Here is an 18,813-nt window from a genome sequence, read left to right on the forward strand (position 1 = left end):
TGTTTATCAGCCGGATCTTTTATATACTTTCAGGTTTAGCTACAACAATACTCTGGAAAACGTGATAGATAACAAATCCAGGTTTAGATCCCTTGGGTTTCTTCAGGTTCTTTTTCAGAGTATAGTCGATGGTAAGCTTCTCTCCCGGTGTAGCTTTAGATAGGTAGGCAGCTATCTCAGCTCCCTTTAAGATAAGGTCCTCTGAGAAGTCTCCCAGGTTTCTGATGATAACATGTCCCCCAGGAACATCTTTGGCGTGAAGCCACATGTCATCCCTTGCAGCAATCTTATTGGTAAGGTTGTCATTTTCAAGGTTGGTTCTCCCATAGAGGATCTCATAACCATTGTAGTTAAGAGTCCCATACTTGTTGGGCTTAACCTTCTTCTTTTTCTTCTTACTTACAGCTTCCTTGATGTACTTCCCCTGGATTAGCTCCTCCTCTATGGACTCCAGCTCATCCAACTGGCTGCTTCCTTCAAGGAATCCCTTAACACCTTCCAGGTACTTTATCTCCTCCTCTACCTCATCCCACCTCTTGAGGTTGAACTCATATCCCCTCTTGAGCTTGGCATACTTATTGTAGTATCTGTCCAGATTCTCTTTGGGAGATCTTTCGCTGTCCAGGTTGATTGTTCTTTCACAGTTGTTGTAAAAATCAAAGAGAACCGCCCTATCCATCCCCTTCTTTATAGCAAAGAGATTGGCAGCCAGGATATCACCAGCTTCCTTGGCGCTATCATACTTTTCATTTTTAGCTATATCCCTCTCTAGGACCTTAAGAGTCTTCTTGTTTCTCTTTATCCCCTTGTCTACCTCGGAGGTCAACCTGGAGAGGAGGTTTGAAAACTTTTCAGAGGATCTAGTAAGAGCTATATAGGAGTTTATCATCTCATTGATATTAGGATACTCTACTACCCTGTCTGATTTGATACCCTCAAGGTTGAAGACACTTCCAAGAACAACCTTTCTTCCATCAAAATACACTCTGGGCTTAGGTTTACTCCTTAATATGGAGATCAGGTCCTCGTGGGATTTAATGGTGTTAGCCGTGTATCTACCTACCCCTTCAATATTTTTCATTACTCCTTTGGGAAGAGAGAGAAACTCTTTCACCTGCTCCGGTCCTACCTCAAGGGGATTTATCTTTTTATCTAGGATTGGCTGTTCATACTTTACCCCTGGAAGTAGGGGTCTCAGTTTATTTTCCTCTATGGAAAACTTCTTCATGAGGTCCAAGATCTGATCCCCTTCATCTGTAAGGATGATGTTGCTGTGCTTCCCCATAATCTCAAAGTAAAGCTTAAAGATCTTTAGCTCCCCAAGTTCATTTAGCTTTCTGAATTTGAATACCAGGATCCTGTCAAATCCCAGTTGATCTATATCTATAAGGGTAGCCCCGATTAAGTTCTTTCTTAAATTTAACGAGAAGTTCATGGGAGTGTCTAATGACTCCTCCTTCTCAGTTTTTATATAGCATACAGGGAGGTTTGCATTTGCTGAAAAATAAAGATTTTTCCTGCCAAAGAAGATTGCAAGGGACAGCTTACTGTATTGATAGACCCTCCCAACCTTCTTTCCCTCTACCTCAGCCTTGAGCTCCTCCTTGAGTTTTCCTATGGATATTCCGTCTAAGTATAGCATGGCGCTCTCCTTTCTTGTAAAAAAATAACTTACCTGATTAGGTAAGTTATCTAGATTAAACTTCTTTTTTAACAGCTATTAAATTTTTTGCATCTAAGCTGTTTATTTCAAATGTTGAACCGTCCTCTAACTCAACTGTAACAACTCTCAGGTTGTTCTTAGTGATCTTGAGGGTAGAGTATACATCGATTCCCTTCCCCTTGAAGAAATCCTTGATAATAGGAGTACCCTTGATCTCCACGATGTTAACGATGGAGTTTTTAGGAAACTCTGTAATAGAATCCGGCTTGAAGTACTCGATCTTATTTCTAAGGTTTTTTAGGATAGCCTCAAACACATTTAGGAAGGTTTCCATATCCTTGGGATCGATACTCTTGGTAATACTTGAGATTATCATGTTGTGATAGTTGTTGTGGTACCCAAGAGCTTCATTCCCCTTCTTTGAAAGGGAAACAAATACCTTTCTTCTGTCAAGATCCGATCTCTCTCTCAGGATAAATCCCTTTTCAGCCAGCTTAGTCACTGCCACTGTAGCAGTTCCCATAGTAATTCCCAGCCTTTCAGACAACTCATTCATAGTAAGAGAGTCTGTATCTATTGCTTCAATTACGTGAAGTTCTGTATGAGTAAGGCATTTAATCCCCTGCTTAAGTGCAAGGTCTTCAGTCTCATAAAAAAGCTTATAGAAATCCTCTATAACCTCATTCATTCTGTTTAGAACCATAGTTTCACCTACTTTTTAAGATTTTTAATTCTTTCCTCATAATCTCCAGAGAATACGTATGATCCTGCAACAAAGATATTTGCTCCAGCTTCGATACACTCTCCAATAGTTTCATGAGTGATACCACCGTCGATCTGAATGTCGATATCAGATCTAAGTTCCTTTACTTCCCTGATCTTCTTAAGGGTAGATGGTATAAACTTCTGTCCCCCGAATCCAGGGTTTACAGACATAAGAAGCACCATGTCCAGCTCATCGATAACGTACTTTAGAGCTTCCACTGGAGTTGCAGGATTTAGAGATACTGCTGCTTTAACTCCTGCTGCTTTTATAGCCTGGATAGTTCTGTGCAGGTGAGTAGTCGCCTCTGCATGCACAGTGATAAGGTCTGCTCCTGCATCTACAAAGTTTTGGATATATCTTTCTGGACTGTCTATCATTAAGTGAACGTCGAAACAAAGATCTGTTTTATCTCTGATTGATTTAATGACAGCAGGTCCAAAGGTAATATTAGGTACAAAGATTCCATCCATTACATCGATGTGTACCATGTCCGCTCCAGCTTTGGTTATAGCTGCAACTTCCTCTCCTAGTTTACTAAAATCTGCCGATAGGATAGACGGAGCTACCTTGATCATAATTAATTCCACCTCTCTAGTTTATATTTTTCGTAACATCTAAGGAAAAATTCATACCTGTCTCTTGAAATCTCATTTCTTTCCACAGCTTCCTTTACTCTGCACGCTGGTTCATTGATGTGAATACAGTCTGCAAATTTACAGGAACCTTCCACTTCAAATTCAGGGAAGAGCGAGATTAATCTTCTTACATCTTCCACTGGAGGATGCTCTATGGAAGAGAATCCCGGAGTGTCGATTACAAATCCGCCGTTATCTAGCGGCAGAAGTGTAGTTCCCTTTGTAGTGTGTTTACCCCTCTTGAGTTTCTTACTTGTTTCTCCCACCTCTAGCTCCATGTTATCCTGAAGAAGGTTTAAGATACTGGACTTCCCCACTCCACTAGGACCACCAAAGGCAGTAATTTTATCCTTAATGTAATCTTTAATTCTGTCTATACCTATATTATTATAGGTGGAGATAAAGAATAAATCAATATCCAAGGCCTTGAGATACTCAAGCTTCTCCTTGATCTCCTCTAACTCCTCTGGGCTTATAAGGTCTACCTTATTTATAACCACAACTGGTTTTATGTTGTAGTAGTAAGCATTTAGCATAAGTATGTTTAGTCTCTCATAGTCAAGCTTAGGATCAACAGCAGCAAACTGTATAACAAGATAGTCGATATTAGCAACAAGAGGTCTGTTGATCATATTGCTACGTTCATGTACAGCTGTAATAGCTCCGTCCTCTCCAAATTCGACGATATCCCCAACGATACAGTTGTCCTTTCTGTCCCTTCTCTTTAATACTCCACGAAGTCTGCACTCATATGTCTTTCCCTCTGAAGCCACATAGTAAAACCCTTTAATTTTAGTTGTAACAACGCCTTTAATATAACTCACCTCTATCTATTAATAGTAACATCAATAACGGTACCCTCAGGGACACTCTCCCCAGGCTGGACACTCATATCCACAACTACTCCCCCCTGAAGGTCGTAGTTCTCTATATAGGAGACATTTCCAAGTAACAGTTTTTGACTCTTTAATCTTCTCTCAACACTTCCAAGATCCATTCCGATTATATCCGGTACCCTAACCATTGCCCCTGTAGTCTTGGTATTTACAAGAAGGGATACCTGCTGGTTTCTATATACCATACTTCCCCTTTGGGGTGTAGTTGCAATAACCTGGTGGAAGGGAACATTGCTCTTGCTGGTATATGAGATATTCTTAATTGTCAGGCCAAGCTTTTCCACCTCTGCTCTGGCTTCATCTAGTGTGAACTTAGATAGGTCGGGAAGGGTTATCCTGTCCTCACCTTTACTGGTCCAAACCTTTATAATTCTTCCCCTCTTTATAACACTCCCTGCCTTAGGCAGCTGTGCGTATATCTTTCCCTTGGGAAGAGCTGAAAAATCCTCACCCATCTCCACTACCTTAAATCTGCCCTCATCTATAAGAACCTCAGCTTCCCTTACTCCCTTTCCCGTAAGGTTTGGGGTCTCATATAGGAACTGATTAAAGTAAAATTTCAAAAAAATATTGGCTGAGAAAAAAATAACAGCTACGACCATCAGGGCCGAAAAAAGATAAAATTTTATTCCCTTCATTAACTCCTCCATAGGTGTAAAATCTTTAGGAAAATCATAGCATATAGGAGCTAAAATAGCAATAAATACTTGCTAATTAGTAAGGTAAGTGTTAGAATGGAAGCAATCATTTTTTACCTAAATTAGGAGGGATTTAAGCGTGGCAAAACAGTCTTGGGAAAAAGGTATTGCAAGAAAGATGTATACTGAGGAGCAGATTGCAGTAAGAGTAAAGGAGTTAGGTGCTCAGATTACTGCAGATTTTAAGGATAAAGAGGAAGATATCATCGTTATATGTCTTCTGAAGGGTTCTATCCTTTTCATGGCGGATCTTTGTAGAAGTATAGAGCTGCCACTAAAGATGGACTTTATGAGTGTGTCTAGTTATGGAGACGACTTCATAAGCTCTAGAGAGGTTAAAATTGTAAAGGACCTTGATGAGAACATCATGGGGAAACACGTAATCGTAGTAGAGGATATCATCGATTCTGGTCTTACTCTTAAAAAGGTAATGAAGATATTAGGTAACAGAGACCCTAAATCCATCTCACTATGTACACTACTTAACAAGGACGCTAGAAGAGAAGCTGACGTTAAGGTTCAGTACATTGGATTTAATATAGAGGACGAGTTTGTTCTAGGGTATGGTCTTGACTACAAGCAGGAGTATAGAAATATCCCTTATGTAGCTATCATGGGACCATTAGACGAAGAAAACTAAGAAGTAACAGAAATAGGAGTTGAGTAATGAAAAAACATAAAGTTGATGTGATGATCTCTAAGGAGGAAATCAACAACAAGGTAGTAGAGCTTGCTAATGAGATCGAAAAGGATCTTAAGAAGAGCGACAATGAGGTAATCTGTATAGGACTGTTGAAGGGGTCTGCTATATTTATGGGAGATCTGATCCGTGAGATAAACCACCCTATGAAGATGGATTTCATGAGTGTATCGAGCTACGGAAGCAGCATGGAAACATCTGGAGTAGTTAAGATATTAAAGGATGTAGATGAGGATGTAGAGGGGAAGGACCTTCTTATTGTAGAGGATATCATCGATTCAGGACTTACACTGGAGTATGTAACAAAGTTCCTGTTGAACAAGGGAGCAGCAAGTGTAAAGATATGTACCCTTTTAGATAAACCATACAGAAGAAAAGCAGATGTACCTGTTGATTATGTTGGATTTGAAATCCCAAATGAATTTGTAGTGGGATATGGAATAGATTATGCAGAACTTTATAGAAACCTACCATATATCGGTAGAGTTACTCTTCTGTAACAGGAGGGAAGATGTCTTTTAAACATAAAAAAAAGTTTGGTCAAAACTTTCTTACCGACCAGGGAGAGGTATTGGCAAAGATAATGGAAGTATCTGGAGTGGAAGCAGATGATGCAATACTTGAGATAGGACCTGGAGAGGGAGCCCTTACAGAGCTTCTTCTGGAAGCTTCTAGAAAGGTGACTTGTATCGAGATAGATACAGACCTTGAGAAGATCCTCAGAAGAAAGTATGAGAGTCATCCAAAGTTTAACCTTGTGATGTCCGATGTACTTGAGGTGGATTTTGATGAAAAGATAGGAGAGAAGGTAAAGGTAGTTGCAAACATCCCTTACTATATAACATCTCCCATCATAAATAAGCTTATTGAAAACAGAAAATATGTAGATGAGATCTATATAATGGTACAAAAAGAGGTGGCAGAGAGAGTCTGTGCCAAGAGCGGTAGGGAGAGAAGTACCCTTACCCTAGCTGTGGAGTATTTCGGAGAGGCGGAATATCTCTTTACCATACCTAAGGAGGCCTTTACTCCAGTACCTAAGGTCGATTCGGCATTTATGTCTATAAAGATAAGAAAGGATAACCCTTATATCGATAAGGTATCCGAGGATGTATTCTTTAAGTATGTAAAGGCGGCTTTCTTCAACAAGAGAAAGAACCTGGCCAACAACATGACAAGCCTTGGAATAGCAAAGGATATTGCCAAGAGTAAGCTGGAGGAAGCTGGAATAGCTCCTACCAGAAGAGCTGAGACACTGTCTATAGACGAATTTATGGATCTTATAGAAGTATTTGAAGGATAATACTTCTAAGGTTATTTTATAGGGATAAAAAGACAAGTGACCTCCGGGTCACTTGTTGATTTTTAAAAACTCATAAGAGGAGAAGCCTTTATGCACAGTTATGAATTTTTTATTGAGAGCGAAAAAAAACACATTGATTTTATAAATAAGATAATAGAGGCCTATGAGGGTGTTGGAGTTGTAAGAACCCTTGACGCTAAAAACGGCCTTCTTAAGATAATTTCCACATCTGATTATGCAGACCTTGTAAGGGGCATTGTAGAGGATCTAGATGCAAGAGGTGTAACAGCAAAGATAACCAAGGAAGGTCCTTGGGAGGGCGTGCTGTAGTTCCTGGAAGACAGAGTAGATGACCTAAAGATAAAAATATAGAACTTTTTGGGAGGAGCGACGTAAAATGGAAAGATTAGAAAAGCTACTACACTTTGTGGTGTCACAGATGGTAAAGACTGAAGAGGAGATCAGAATCACCTATGAGCTTATCGATGAAACAGTTACCTTCAAGGTAAGTGTAGCAGAGGGAGAGCTTGGAAAGGTAATCGGAAAGAACGGACTTACAGCAAATGCCATAAGAGGAGTTATGCAGGCTGCAGGAGTTAAGGATAAACTAAACGTAAACGTTGAGTTTTTAGATTAGGAAAGGCTGGAAAAAGAATGTCAAATTTATTAAATGTAGTAAAAATATCTGGAACTTATCACCTGAAGGGTGGAGTGAAGGGAGTATCATATCTAGAAGACCCTAAGCTTTTAGAGGGGAATAAGGTAATTATAGAGACTCCAGCAGGACAGAAGAGAGTAGTTACTGTAACAGAGGTTAAATCTCTTCCTGGAAATAAGATTACCCTTGAGTTTGAAGAGGTAAACACTAAGAGCGAGGCGGCACTTCTTGCCAACGCCCTTGTCTATATAAAGAGAGAGCTTATCAATATAGAGGAGGACGAGTACCTTGTAAGTGACATTATAGGGATGGAAGTTGTAGACAATAAGTATGGAGTTCTGGGGAAGATCACAGATGTATTTGAAACTGGAGCCCACGATGTCTATGTGGTAAATGAAGGTGCAGCAGAGATAATGATCCCTGTGGTAGATGAGTTTGTTAAGGAGATAGACTTTGCAGGGAAGAAGATAGTAACTGAGATTATCGATGGGATGTTACCAGAAAAGGGGTAGAGGATTTTGAAGATAAATATATTAACCCTGTTTCCAGAGATGTTTGTTGGATTCAAAAGTGAAAGTATAATAAGAAGAGCCATAGAAAAGGGGGCTCTTGAGATTAATGTGATAAATATAAGAGACTACACAGTGGGAAGACACAACCAGGCAGATGACGTTCCCTTTGGGGGAGGGGCAGGAATGGTATTAAAACCCGAACCCCTTCTTAAAGCCCTGGCTGATATAGAGAGTAAACATGAAGAGGGAAGTAAGCCTGGTAAGGTAATCTATACCTCACCTCAGGGAGAAAGGCTGAATCAGGAACTGGCTAACTCTCTGGCTCTTGAGGGAGAGATTACAATAATTGCCGGACACTATGAGGGAATAGATGAGAGGGTAGTTGAGCAGAAGGTGGATATGGAGATCTCCATAGGGGACTTTGTACTTACTGGAGGAGAGCTCCCTGCCATGGTTATAGCAGACGCCATAGCCCGTCTTGTACCTGGAGTGATTAAGAAGGAATCCTATGAGAATGATTCATTCTACAATGGCCTTTTGGATCATCCCCACTATACCAGACCAGCAAGCTATGAGGGGCTGGATGTACCTGAGGTACTTCTCTCTGGTCACCACGCCAAGATAGATGAGTGGAGGCTGAAGCAGAGCCTTAAGAGAACTCAGGAGAGAAGACCAGACCTACTAGAGGGAAGGGAGTTCACTAAGCTTGAGAAGAAGCTAATGAAGGAAATAGAGGAAGAAAAAAAGTAAAGGAGCATGACTATGATCTATAGATTAAGGGATAAAACTCCTGTAATAGGTGAAAATAACTATATAGCAGAGAATGCTACTGTAATAGGTAACGTAAACTTAGCTAAGGATGTAAGTATCTGGTTTGGAGCTGTTGTCAGAGGAGACATGTCTGCCATTACTGTGGGAGAGGGTTCCAACATTCAGGATAACTGTACTGTACACGGAGACGCGCCATTTCCAGTAACTATAGGAAAGGGAGTAACCATAGGACACAATGCCATCGTTCACGGATGTACCATTGGAGATAACTGTGTAATAGGTATGGGAGCTATCCTTCTAAACGGAGCTGTCATTCCCGACAACTGTCTGGTAGGAGCTGGAGCAGTGGTAGGAGCTAAGACAGAGATAGAGGAAGGAATGCTTGTGGTAGGAAATCCTGCCAAGGCAATAAAGAAGCTTTCAGATAAGAACCTTGATTACCTGAAGTATGCAAAAAATGTATACATTGAGGATATAGATATATATTCAGAGGGACTAGAAAAGATAAAGTAAGGAGAATCCATGAGAGATAAAGTATACCTTGGACTGGTACACTATCCAGTTTACAATAAAAAAAGCGAAGTAGTATGTACATCGGTGACTAACTTCGATATACACGACATATCAAGAACATGTAAGACATATGATGTAAAGGGATATCACATCATAGTGCCTCTAGATGCACAAAAACAACTGACAGAAAGAATCCTTGGATACTGGAAGGAAGGTTTTGGAGCAGACCACAACAAGGACAGAGAAGAAGCATTTACTACAACCTATGCTACTGAATCTATAGAAAAGGCTATGGAGGAGATAGAGAAGGTAGAGGGAAAGAGACCTAAGATCATAACTACTTCAGCTAAGATCTACCCTAACTCCATCTCATATGAGAATCTTTCCAAGGAGATCTTTGAAGATGATGATGTTTATCTTCTTCTATTTGGAACTGGTTGGGGACTGACTGAGGAGATAATGGAGCAGTCTACTCACATCCTCGAACCTATAAGAGGAAAAGCAAGGTACAACCACCTTTCAGTAAGGTCGGCAGTATCTATTATATTAGACAGACTACTAGGAGAAAACTAAAAAAGAAGCCCTTTGGCTTCTTTTTTTCTGATAGATAGGGTAGGTTCTCTGAAGGAGGCCTTTCCCTGGGAAATGGAGGAATTATGTCGGTCAGAAATGTTGTGAGGATAAAGCCTCGTAAAAATATATTTGAACCCCTTGGGGTAAAAAATATAGATATAACAGAGATAGCCATACATGAAAGAGAAAAGAGAATAGAGATAACCTGTGTAATAACAGCTCCAGGGAACCTTCGTGAACTGGACAGGATAGAGGAAGCCCTTCACAATAAGTTTGGAGATGGCTCCGAGTTTGATTTTGATATAGAGTTCTTAAACAAGGAGATCAGTAAGGATGAACTCAGGGAGATAATAGAGAGGATTATAAGGGAGATAAAGAAAACCAATGCCATCTCCAGATCCTTCCTCTACCTCTACAGAATCAATATCCAGCCAGGTTTTATAAATATAGAGTTAAAGAATCAGGTGGCTGTGGAGACCCTTATAGGTTCCAATGTGGACTATAAGCTGAATACAGCCCTTCAGAAGTATGGGATAGATAATTTTCAGATAAAGCTTGTGACGGGAGATTTTACTAAGGAGCTGGAGGAGATAGATGCCGGCCTCATCAAGATCACCAAGGAACTGGAGATGAAGGTAGAGGAGGAGAGGGCTAAGGTAGTGCCTCAGCAAAACCCTAAGAAGGAAAGCAAGGCCAAGACGAGCGAGAGTAAGGATGTTATCTACGGAAGAGAGATCAAGGGTAAAACCATTAACTTTGATGAGTTCACTGAGATCTATGACGGGGAACAGTGTGTATTGGAGGGACAGGTCTTCGCCACTGAGGAGAGGGAACTGAGAAGTGGTAAGATATTATTTACCTTCAGTATTACAGATTATACAGATTCTGTTTCATGCAAGATGTTCCTTGAAAAGAAGAAGATGGATGCCCTTGTATTAAAGCCTGGTACCTGGATAAAGGTAAATGGAAAGAAGCAGAGGGATAAGTTTGCCAACGATGAGGAGACTCTCATGGCAGGGTCTATCAACAGGATAGAATCCAAGAGTGTAGAGAGAAAGGACAATGCAGAGGAAAAAAGAATAGAGCTTCATGCCCACACCAAGATGAGTGAGATGGTGGGAGCTATAGATGCCAAGGATCTTGTAAAAAGAGCCATCGAGTATGGTCATAAAGCAGTAGCTATCACAGATTATGGAGTAGCTCACTCCTTCCCCTTTGCCTATAAGGCAGCCAAAGGAAGCGATATTAAGGTGATCTTTGGATGCGATGCCTATATGGTAGATGATGCCAGACCAATGGTAGAAAATGCCAAGGATGTAGCTCTGGAAGAAGAAACCTATATTGTATATGACCTGGAGACTATGGGGCTTAACTCCCATGAAGGGGAGATAATAGAGATCGGTGCTGTAAAGATGGTTGGAAAGAGAATAGTGGGGACCTACTCTAAACTGGTAAATCCCGGAAAACCTATTCCTAAAAAGATTCAGGATCTTACAGGGATCACAGATGAGATGGTAAAATCAGAAGCTTCCATTGAAGACGTTCTTCCTGGATTTATGGAGTTTGTGGGAGAGGGTACCCTTGTAGCACACAACGCCAAGTTCGACATCGGATTCCTGAAGAGGGACATAGAGAGAATAATGGGAATAAAGTATAAACCAGCTCTTATAGATACCCTTCAGTGGGCAAGAGACCTTATGCCAGATCTTAGAGGACATGGTCTGAAGACTGTGACTAAGAAGTTGGGAGTATCCCTTGAAAACCATCACAGGGCGGTAGATGACTCCCAGGCCACAGCTCATATGTTTGCTGTCTTCCTGGAAAAGTTTATTGAAGCTGGAGCCACAAGGCTGGACAAACTGGACGGGGTATTCCCTATAAATGTGCAGAAGCAGGCAACAAACAATGTAATGCTTCTGGTAAAGAACCTTCAGGGGCTTCAGAACCTTTATAAACTGGTATCTATCGCTCACTTGGACTATTATGGTATGAAGAAGCCAAGGCTAACCAGGAGTGCCATAGAGGAGCATAGAGAGGGACTGATTGTAGGAGCCCCTTCAAGTATGCACTTTGGTAATGAGGGAGAGATAATCGGAAACTACATGAGGTATAACATGGATGACCTGGATCAAAAGATGGAATTCTATGATTATCTGGAACTTCAGCCAAGATCTACCTATAACGATCAGATGGAGGAGGGAAATATAGGAACTATATCCTCCTATGAAAGTATTGAAACAGCAAACAGATTCTTCTATAAATTGGCCAAGGAAAAGGGCAAGAGAGTAGTAGCAACTTCCAATGTACACTACCTGGATGAGGAAGACGCAATAGTGCGTAGTATCCTTCTCTATGGAAGTGGGGGTGTATTCAGGGAGAATCAGTATAAGACAGATAATAAGATGTACTTCAGAACAACAAATGAGATGTTGAGAGAGTTTATGTATCTGGGAGATGATATCGCCAGAGAGATAGTAATAGATGCTCCAAACGAAATAAATGAAGAGATAGAAAAGGTGCAGCCAGTCCCTAGTGGATTCTATCCTCCAAAGATAGACAATGCAGAAAATATAGTAAGGGATATGACCTATGAAAAAGCACACAGGATATATGGAAACCCTCTTCCTGAGATAGTAGAATCAAGGATAGAGAGGGAACTGAAGGCTATCATAGGTAATGGATTCTCGGTACTGTATCTATCTGCTCAGAAGCTGGTAAAAAAGTCCTTAGATAATGGGTATCTGGTAGGTTCAAGAGGATCGGTAGGTTCCTCTCTGGTAGCTTATATGATGGATATTACAGAGGTAAATGCCCTCTATCCTCACTATATATGTGAAGCCGAGGGATGTTACTACTCGGAGTTTCTGGACAGAGAGGGAGCGGGAGTAGACCTTCCTCCTAAGGACTGTCCTAAGTGCGGAGCACCTATGAAGAGAGAGGGACACGCAATACCATTTGAGGTATTCATGGGATTCAACGGAGACAAGGTACCGGATATCGACCTAAACTTCTCAGGAGAATATCAGTCTGAAATCCACAGATATTGTGAGGAATTATTTGGTAAGGAAAACGTATTTAAGGCAGGAACTATATCAACTCTTGCAGAAAAAAATGCCTTTGGTTATGTGAAGAAATACTTTGAAGAGCATGAGATGAGTGCTAGAAGTGCTGAGATGAGCAGACTTGCCAAGAAGGTAGAGGGAGCTAAAAAGACAACTGGTCAGCATCCGGGAGGAATGATAGTAGTACCAGAGGGGCACTCCATATCTGAGTTTTCTCCAGTGCAGAGACCGGCAAACGATGTAAAGAACCCTTCAACCACTACACACTTTGATTACCACGTAATGGATGAACAGCTGGTAAAACTGGATATACTAGGGCACGATGACCCAACTACAATAAAGTTGCTTCAGGAGTACACAGGGATAGATATATATGATGTACCATTGGCTGACCCTAAGACACTGGAGATATTTTCAGGTACAGAGGCACTGGGAGTAACCCCTCAGCAGATAAAATCTAAGATGGGAACCTATGGAGTTCCGGAATTTGGAACCTCCTTTGTAAGACAGATGCTAGAGGATACAATGCCTACAACCTTTGCAGAGCTTGTACGTATATCAGGGCTTTCCCACGGTACAGATGTGTGGCTGAATAACGCCCAAGAGTTTGTAAGGGCAGGTAAAGCAACTCTTTCAGAAGTAATTTCAGTAAGAGACGACATTATGAACTATCTTATCGACTCAGGAATTGAAAAGGGAACAGCCTTTAAGATAATGGAGTTTGTAAGAAAGGGAAGACCAAGTAAGGAGCCCGATGCATGGGAGGAGTATTCCAACCTTATGAAGGAGCACAATGTAGCCGACTGGTATATAGAGTCGTGTAAGAGGATAAAGTATATGTTTCCTAAGGGACACGCCGTGGCCTATGTAATGATGGCTATGAGAATAGCATACTTTAAGGTTCACTACCCACTGGCCTTCTATGCAGCCTATCTTTCAAGAAAGGCCGATGATTTTGACTCGGACTTCATGCTTACACTAGATGGAGTAAAAGGAAAGATAGAGGAACTAGGGAAAGAAGTAAAGCTAGATGTAAGGCAAAAATCCCAAATGGCAGTAAGTGAGATTATACTTGAGATGCATGCCAGAGGATTTGAGTTCCTGGGAATAGACGTCTATAAGTCAGCAGGGTATAAATTTACTTTAGAAGACGGAAAGATAAGAGTACCACTAGTAGCTCTAAATGGATTAGGAGGAGCTGTGGTAGAGAATGTAATAAACGAAAGAGAAGTAGGGAAGTTCCTTTCCTATGAAGACCTTAAGAGAAGAACCAAGGCTTCTCAGACGGTAATAGAAAAGTTAAAAGAAGTAAATGCCATAGACGGCCTCAGTGATACCAACCAGAAATCATTATTTTAAGGTGGTCTATAGCCAACTAATACAATAACTTGTAGTGGGGAGAATTGTTCTCCCCATTAGTTTATAATAAAATATTTTTTTATGAAAAAGAGGTGGGGGCAGATGGAAAAAGATAACTTTTACAAAAATTTAATGAATATAGCAGTTCCAGTAGCTCTCCAAAACCTTATACTATCCTCTATAAACTTAGCTGACGTATTTATGATAGGAAGGCTGGGGGAAGCTCCCCTGGCGGCTTTAGGGCTTTCCAATCAGATTATGTTTTTAATGATCCTTCTCCTTTTTGGAATAAACAGTGGAGCAGGGGTATTTGTGGCACAGTTTTGGGGGGAGAAAAATATAAGGGCTATACATAAGGTACTGGGAGTGGCTCTTATTTCAGCTCTTCTGACATCCACGGTGTTTTTTATTCTGACCCAGACGATGCCGGAGCTCTTGATAAGGGTCTACTCTCCAGACAGGGAAGTAATAGGTTATGGGGGAGAGTATCTTAAGATCGTAGGGTGGTCTTATATAGCCACATCACTGACCTTTGTTTACAGTATACAGTCAAGGAATGTTGAGAGGGCCAAGATAGGTCTCTATTCCAGTATAATAGCTCTTCTTGTCAATGTGAGTCTCAACTATATTCTTATCCTTGGTAAGCTTGGCTTTCCCGCTATGGGGGTAAGAGGTGCTGCAACAGCAACACTTATTGCCAGAACCATGGAGTGTATCTTTGTTCTGGGATATATAAACTACAATGAAAGTCCCTTAAAGTCCACTATAGGGGAGATGCTCTCCTTTGACAGGGAGTTTTTAAGGAAGTACAGGAAGACCACCATCCCTGTGATATTAAATGAGATGCTGTGGGCCGTGGGGATAACAACCTATAGTATGGTCTATGCAAGGATGAGCACTACAGCAATAGCTGTTGTAAATATTGTGGGAAGTATTGAAAGGATAACCTTTACAGGATTTATAGGAGTGGCCAATGCCACAGCTGTAATGGTAGGAAAGAAGATAGGGGAGAAAAGGGAAGATATAGCCATAGAGTATGCCAATAAGCTTGGATCCATCTCCTTTCTTCTGGGGTTAGGAGGTTCTCTTATCCTTTTCCTTGCTGCCAGACCGATACTTCAGATATATGACCTTTCAAATGATGTATTTAAACTGAGTCTTTCAACGATGTATGTCCTCTGTCTTTTTCTGCCCTTCAAATCCTTCAATGCTACCAATGTAGTGGGGATATTGAGGGCCGGTGGAGACACTAAATACTGTCTTATTATGGATGTGGCAGCTCTCTGGGCCATAGGGGTGCCTCTTGCCTACTTTGGAGGTTTGAAGTTTGGATTTCCCGTATATCTAGTATTTGCCCTGGCCCTTTCAGAGGAGCTATTGAAGTTTTTTGTGGGAGTTAGAAGGGTGATCTCAAAGAAGTGGATAAGGAATCTGGTAGAGGATTTTGTATAACTATATAACTATAAAAAGAGAGTTAGGGTTAAAACCCCGACTCTCTTTTTAAGGTTTAAATATTTTTATATTATCTTTTGAAAATTTGGCTACAAACCATCCAATAGCTCCTCCTACGAGATCGATAAGTATATCACTTAGACTAGCCCCGCGACCTGTAAAAATTTGAATAAATTCATCGAAAGCAGCTAATAATATAACTATAGTAAGGACTCTTTTAGGTTTATCGGTTACTGTAAGAGTAACTCCCATACCAATTATCATATATATTACTAAGTGAGCTCCCTTTCTTAAAAGAAATCTTCGACGAAAATATTTAGGAGTTTCAGCAGTGATGTCATACTGGCTAACTAAATTAAGTTCTAAAAGGACTCTGTCAGACTGTCCAATGGATACATCTCCCGTCTGTGAAGAAAACCAAAAGGCTAAAAGAATAGTTAGGATAACCAGAGCGACACCAATTATTTTAAAAGTATTTTTTCTAATTGAGATCACCTCCATTGCAAGACCTATACTAAGTTTAAATAAAGATTTTATTGATTTAAGTTATTTGACTCGTCCATCTACTGCTCCAATCCACTTTCCATCTATCTCATGCAGGTCAACGTGATGCATTCTTCCAGCATTCCATCCCTTACCTGTAAAGGTAACAATGGGTTTTTCCGAAGCAAATCTTTCCTCATAGGTTTCTTCAGTTAGTTCGGTGATTTCAAAAGCAAAAACCCGGCTACCATAACGAGGAATACCATCTTGAGCTAACCTATAGAGGCGATCCTCATATGTAAAAACTCTTCCAGCAGATCTTGCAATACTTTTATTAAATTTAACTATTGGATTTTTAGGGTGGTGTCTCCACCCTTTCAATAGGTCATCTGAATAGTAAAGGTTAAGAACACCAGTATCCGAAGACACAAGCAGCCACCACTTATCTTTGTATCGGAATATTGAAGGATCGATATACTTATATCCGGATAATAGATTTCCAATATATTCCCATTTATCGGGAAAGGAAGTAGCTTTGTATAGTCTTACTGATAGGTCTTCACCACTCTCTGGGATTAAGTAGTAGTTGTTTTCCCATTGGAAGACATAGGGGTATGACAGATGGAAGGGCTCATCAATTATGATCTTTTTATACTCCCAATCGATACCATTGAGACTCTCAGCTAAACCAATGTCTCCTTGATGAGTAGTCCTGTTGAATACTTCAAAAAACATAGAATATTTTTTGTTTTTAATAGCTATAAATGGATCTGCAATAAAAAGTGCATCTATGTCTGTGATGTCCTCTCTTGTTAAAACAGGATTAGAAATTTTTTCAGGATCCTTTAATTGGAAAGGGGTAGGACCCTCATATATTCCTACTGCCCATGGGCTTATCAGGCTGGTTAGAGCAGAGTATTCTTTTTCGATATGGCTATGGGGGAAAAAATTATTTCTATAGATTAACATTCCGTAACCTAAACTTCCAATGCATAATACGATCATTAGGAATAGGTAAATCAGTTTTTTTTTCATAAGAGGTCTCCTCAAAATTAAGTTAATAAAATAACAGAAAATCTATATGGAAGTAGGTTCATAAAAAATAATAATTTATCTTCAAAGTGAAAGGTGTCTATTATTATAGAGGTTAAATATGCTTTAAACAGAGTTAGTGAAATGGAAGCTTCTTACTTGGTAGTAGTTGCTTCCTGTGAATTTAGACTGTGGATTTTTTCTCCTAAGACCTTTCGGGATTTAATAAGTTTTTTATGATCTCTTGTCCATTTTTTCCAGTCTCTGGCCACTTGCTTGACAGTGTTTAAGGCAAATTCCCCTTCCCCTAAGGACTTTAAAATTTCGATATACTCATAGTCTTCAATGCTTTCCCTGAGAATTTTTAGCCTCATAGATGGAACAATTCCATTGGTGATTCCAACCGGATCTCCTGGGTAGACAAGCATACCATCACCAGGGTATTCATTTTCCCTTCCAAAGGATACCCACGGATCCTTGGACCATTGATCCACTCTCCAGTAAAGAAGACCAGTATAACCATAAATTTGATTTATCCAGGTATAGATGCGGTAATTTATAGGAGGGAAGTCAACCATCCATTTAGGTGAATAGCTATCTTGTAGAAGTGCAGTATAGGACCATACCTCGCATCCTAAGTCCATGACATGCTGAATACTTTTTTTATTTTTTTTATTTTGAAATTGCTTTGGAAGCAGTGCCCAGATGTCAACTGCAGGTCGCCCGGTTCCATCATCATATAGCTCAGGAACAGGAACCATGGTAATTAAATTTTTAACTGAAGAAGCAGTATGCATGTTTCTTCCCCATTCCTTGACAGAGTCGGTGAGCTCATTGACACCGGTGATTTCATCAGCAGTATAGTTACAGAGCATTTTTCTATATTCCTCTGGGAATGATCTTTCGATCCTTTTCCAATCTTCTGTGGAAGGAGAGGAGCTCATACGAGGGTTCCATACATCTGCTCCGCTCCACTGGCCTGTTTCTAGTGTATTGATTCCATACTTCTGATCATAATATCTTATTTTATCCTTGGGAATATGAAATGGCATTAGTTTATGCTCTAACATTACCTCTGTACTATTAGAGTGTGGATCCCATACTCCAAACATACTACGGAGAGAAGGTCTGTGGGGAAGTTCGAAATTCCATACTGTGAGATGAATCTCTACTTGATCTACCCCTTGAGAGGATTGGATTTTACATATCCCCTTGTATTCACCAGCGGGGGTGTTTCGCGGAACATAGATGTCTATTAGATATGGCTGATTTTTTCCTACTTTAACAGATTTAAAATCAGATGATAACTTTGTTAGGGCTTCTCCTGAAGAGGTAAGGGGGATAAGTGCATCGGGGTACATTCCTTTCCCAAGAGGGAGGTTTGGAGGACCTTGCCAAACTGGAGAACCTTTTTCCGCCTTCACATAGTGCTGACGATAGATTTTTATATGCTCTCTGCTGATGGAGCCATTTGGTCCACTTAAAGCTGAAACAGAAAGCACAACATCGGTGACCGATTCTTTAGGGGCAGAAACTATGACCTGGAAGGGTTCATATTCCCCTTTTGCAGCCCAAATTCTAGCCTCTCTATTTGTCCCGGGCTTTTCATCACTTTTCACCATTTGCATGACATCAGCTACCCAGACATACGGTGTAGTATAAACCTGGTGGGTATATAGAGCAAATAAGATTATAGATGAAAGGATGATAGTTTTTAATGACTTCATAACTTCCTCC

At 40.4% G+C, this 18,813-nt stretch carries 19 protein-coding genes; 11 read left to right on the forward strand and 8 right to left on the reverse strand.

Translation table 11 applies throughout. From position 1 onward, the window contains the following. Window positions 1–19 precede the first annotated feature (19 nt). From QMG11_RS06405 to QMG11_RS06425, 5 genes are read right to left on the reverse strand one after another with little or no spacing between them, the layout of a single operon-like run. Complete coding sequence (locus QMG11_RS06405) at window positions 20–1,642, reverse strand: Rqc2 family fibronectin-binding protein (RefSeq protein ID WP_281834438.1); 1,623 nt, start codon at window positions 1,640–1,642, stop codon at window positions 20–22. 55 nt (window positions 1,643–1,697) lie between these two features. Further along, a complete protein-coding gene (locus tag QMG11_RS06410) occupies window positions 1,698–2,366 on the reverse strand; it encodes a MarR family winged helix-turn-helix transcriptional regulator (protein WP_281834440.1) in 669 nt (222 codons plus the stop codon). Between the two features lie 8 nt (window positions 2,367–2,374). Then, window positions 2,375–3,004, reverse strand: a complete 630-nt coding sequence (gene rpe / locus QMG11_RS06415) for a ribulose-phosphate 3-epimerase (protein WP_281834441.1) — start codon at window positions 3,002–3,004, stop codon at window positions 2,375–2,377. 2 nt (window positions 3,005–3,006) lie between these two features. Next, window positions 3,007–3,888, reverse strand: a complete 882-nt coding sequence (gene rsgA, locus QMG11_RS06420; RefSeq protein ID WP_281834443.1) for a ribosome small subunit-dependent GTPase A — start codon at window positions 3,886–3,888, stop codon at window positions 3,007–3,009. 2 nt (window positions 3,889–3,890) lie between these two features. Then, the gene (locus QMG11_RS06425; protein ID WP_281834445.1) at window positions 3,891–4,598 is read right to left on the reverse strand and encodes a PASTA domain-containing protein; all 708 of its coding nucleotides are present in this window, start codon (window positions 4,596–4,598) and stop codon (window positions 3,891–3,893) included. Between the two features lie 178 nt (window positions 4,599–4,776). On the opposite strand from QMG11_RS06425, the gene hpt (QMG11_RS06430) reads away from it, so the two are divergent. The 11 genes from hpt (QMG11_RS06430) to QMG11_RS06480 all read left to right on the forward strand — a co-directional run bounded on the left by hpt (QMG11_RS06430) (window position 4,777) and on the right by QMG11_RS06480 (window position 15,561). Beyond that, window positions 4,777–5,298 (forward strand): hypoxanthine phosphoribosyltransferase, encoded by a 522-nt coding sequence (gene hpt, locus QMG11_RS06430; protein WP_373877219.1) that lies wholly within the window; start codon window positions 4,777–4,779, stop codon window positions 5,296–5,298. A gap of 26 nt (window positions 5,299–5,324) precedes the next feature. Next, a complete protein-coding gene (gene hpt, locus QMG11_RS06435) occupies window positions 5,325–5,858 on the forward strand; it encodes a hypoxanthine phosphoribosyltransferase (RefSeq protein ID WP_281834449.1) in 534 nt (177 codons plus the stop codon). Window positions 5,859–5,869: 11 nt separating this feature from the next. Then, on the forward strand, window positions 5,870–6,661 hold the full coding sequence (gene rsmA / locus QMG11_RS06440) for a 16S rRNA (adenine(1518)-N(6)/adenine(1519)-N(6))-dimethyltransferase RsmA (protein ID WP_281834450.1): 792 nt from the start codon (window positions 5,870–5,872) through the stop codon (window positions 6,659–6,661). A 90-nt stretch (window positions 6,662–6,751) separates the two neighbouring features. Next, window positions 6,752–6,991 carry a DUF4911 domain-containing protein gene (locus tag QMG11_RS06445; RefSeq protein ID WP_281834452.1) on the forward strand — a complete coding sequence of 80 codons (240 nt, stop codon included), beginning with the start codon at window positions 6,752–6,754 and terminating at the stop codon, window positions 6,989–6,991. A gap of 67 nt (window positions 6,992–7,058) precedes the next feature. Beyond that, a complete protein-coding gene (locus QMG11_RS06450) occupies window positions 7,059–7,298 on the forward strand; it encodes a KH domain-containing protein (RefSeq protein WP_281834454.1) in 240 nt (79 codons plus the stop codon). 17 nt (window positions 7,299–7,315) lie between these two features. Then, a complete protein-coding gene (gene rimM, locus QMG11_RS06455) occupies window positions 7,316–7,831 on the forward strand; it encodes a ribosome maturation factor RimM (protein WP_281834455.1) in 516 nt (171 codons plus the stop codon). A 6-nt stretch (window positions 7,832–7,837) separates the two neighbouring features. Continuing rightward, on the forward strand, window positions 7,838–8,581 hold the full coding sequence (trmD, locus tag QMG11_RS06460; protein WP_281834456.1) for a tRNA (guanosine(37)-N1)-methyltransferase TrmD: 744 nt from the start codon (window positions 7,838–7,840) through the stop codon (window positions 8,579–8,581). Window positions 8,582–8,593: 12 nt separating this feature from the next. Then, a complete protein-coding gene (locus tag QMG11_RS06465; RefSeq protein WP_281834458.1) occupies window positions 8,594–9,115 on the forward strand; it encodes a gamma carbonic anhydrase family protein in 522 nt (173 codons plus the stop codon). Window positions 9,116–9,124: 9 nt separating this feature from the next. Then, the gene (locus QMG11_RS06470; RefSeq protein ID WP_281834460.1) at window positions 9,125–9,688 is read left to right on the forward strand and encodes an RNA methyltransferase; all 564 of its coding nucleotides are present in this window, start codon (window positions 9,125–9,127) and stop codon (window positions 9,686–9,688) included. 83 nt (window positions 9,689–9,771) lie between these two features. After that, entirely contained in the window at window positions 9,772–14,109 is a 4,338-nt protein-coding gene (locus QMG11_RS06475; RefSeq protein WP_281834462.1) for a PolC-type DNA polymerase III, read from the forward strand. A 102-nt stretch (window positions 14,110–14,211) separates the two neighbouring features. Continuing rightward, window positions 14,212–15,561, forward strand: a complete 1,350-nt coding sequence (locus tag QMG11_RS06480) for an MATE family efflux transporter (RefSeq protein ID WP_281834464.1) — start codon at window positions 14,212–14,214, stop codon at window positions 15,559–15,561. 48 nt (window positions 15,562–15,609) lie between these two features. Here the strand turns inward: QMG11_RS06480 and QMG11_RS06485 are convergent, their stop codons facing one another. The 3 genes from QMG11_RS06485 to QMG11_RS06495 all read right to left on the reverse strand — a co-directional run bounded on the left by QMG11_RS06485 (window position 15,610) and on the right by QMG11_RS06495 (window position 18,803). Beyond that, a complete protein-coding gene (locus tag QMG11_RS06485; protein ID WP_281834466.1) occupies window positions 15,610–16,062 on the reverse strand; it encodes a VanZ family protein in 453 nt (150 codons plus the stop codon). A 45-nt stretch (window positions 16,063–16,107) separates the two neighbouring features. Beyond that, complete coding sequence (locus tag QMG11_RS06490; protein ID WP_281834472.1) at window positions 16,108–17,079, reverse strand: glucosamine inositolphosphorylceramide transferase family protein; 972 nt, start codon at window positions 17,077–17,079, stop codon at window positions 16,108–16,110. Between the two features lie 152 nt (window positions 17,080–17,231). Then, window positions 17,232–18,803, reverse strand: coding sequence for a DUF4091 domain-containing protein (locus tag QMG11_RS06495; RefSeq protein ID WP_281834474.1), 1,572 nt, complete (start codon window positions 18,801–18,803; stop codon window positions 17,232–17,234). Between the last annotated feature and the right edge of the window lie 10 nt (window positions 18,804–18,813).

Source organism: Propionigenium maris DSM 9537 (assembly GCF_027925155.1).
In the GTDB taxonomy this organism is placed as follows: Bacteria; Fusobacteriota; Fusobacteriia; order Fusobacteriales; family Fusobacteriaceae; genus Propionigenium; species Propionigenium maris.

What these genes read in the sequence shown, in the direction of transcription:
- rimM (WP_281834455.1), top strand. Translation starts at nt 7,316, where the DNA reads ATGTCAAATTTATTAAATGTAGTAAAAATATCTGGAACTTATCACCTG.
- QMG11_RS06480 (WP_281834464.1), top strand. Translation starts at nt 14,212, where the DNA reads ATGGAAAAAGATAACTTTTACAAAAATTTAATGAATATAGCAGTTCCA.
- QMG11_RS06405 (WP_281834438.1), bottom strand. Translation starts at nt 1,642, where the DNA reads ATGCTATACTTAGACGGAATATCCATAGGAAAACTCAAGGAGGAGCTC.
- QMG11_RS06465 (WP_281834458.1), top strand. Translation starts at nt 8,594, where the DNA reads ATGATCTATAGATTAAGGGATAAAACTCCTGTAATAGGTGAAAATAAC.
- hpt (WP_373877219.1), top strand. Translation starts at nt 4,777, where the DNA reads ATGTATACTGAGGAGCAGATTGCAGTAAGAGTAAAGGAGTTAGGTGCT.
- QMG11_RS06450 (WP_281834454.1), top strand. Translation starts at nt 7,059, where the DNA reads ATGGAAAGATTAGAAAAGCTACTACACTTTGTGGTGTCACAGATGGTA.
- hpt (WP_281834449.1), top strand. Translation starts at nt 5,325, where the DNA reads ATGAAAAAACATAAAGTTGATGTGATGATCTCTAAGGAGGAAATCAAC.
- QMG11_RS06485 (WP_281834466.1), bottom strand. Translation starts at nt 16,062, where the DNA reads ATGGAGGTGATCTCAATTAGAAAAAATACTTTTAAAATAATTGGTGTC.
- rpe (WP_281834441.1), bottom strand. Translation starts at nt 3,004, where the DNA reads ATGATCAAGGTAGCTCCGTCTATCCTATCGGCAGATTTTAGTAAACTA.
- QMG11_RS06490 (WP_281834472.1), bottom strand. Translation starts at nt 17,079, where the DNA reads ATGAAAAAAAAACTGATTTACCTATTCCTAATGATCGTATTATGCATT.
- QMG11_RS06410 (WP_281834440.1), bottom strand. Translation starts at nt 2,366, where the DNA reads ATGGTTCTAAACAGAATGAATGAGGTTATAGAGGATTTCTATAAGCTT.
- rsmA (WP_281834450.1), top strand. Translation starts at nt 5,870, where the DNA reads ATGTCTTTTAAACATAAAAAAAAGTTTGGTCAAAACTTTCTTACCGAC.
- QMG11_RS06470 (WP_281834460.1), top strand. Translation starts at nt 9,125, where the DNA reads ATGAGAGATAAAGTATACCTTGGACTGGTACACTATCCAGTTTACAAT.
- QMG11_RS06475 (WP_281834462.1), top strand. Translation starts at nt 9,772, where the DNA reads ATGTCGGTCAGAAATGTTGTGAGGATAAAGCCTCGTAAAAATATATTT.
- QMG11_RS06445 (WP_281834452.1), top strand. Translation starts at nt 6,752, where the DNA reads ATGCACAGTTATGAATTTTTTATTGAGAGCGAAAAAAAACACATTGAT.
- QMG11_RS06425 (WP_281834445.1), bottom strand. Translation starts at nt 4,598, where the DNA reads ATGAAGGGAATAAAATTTTATCTTTTTTCGGCCCTGATGGTCGTAGCT.
- QMG11_RS06495 (WP_281834474.1), bottom strand. Translation starts at nt 18,803, where the DNA reads ATGAAGTCATTAAAAACTATCATCCTTTCATCTATAATCTTATTTGCT.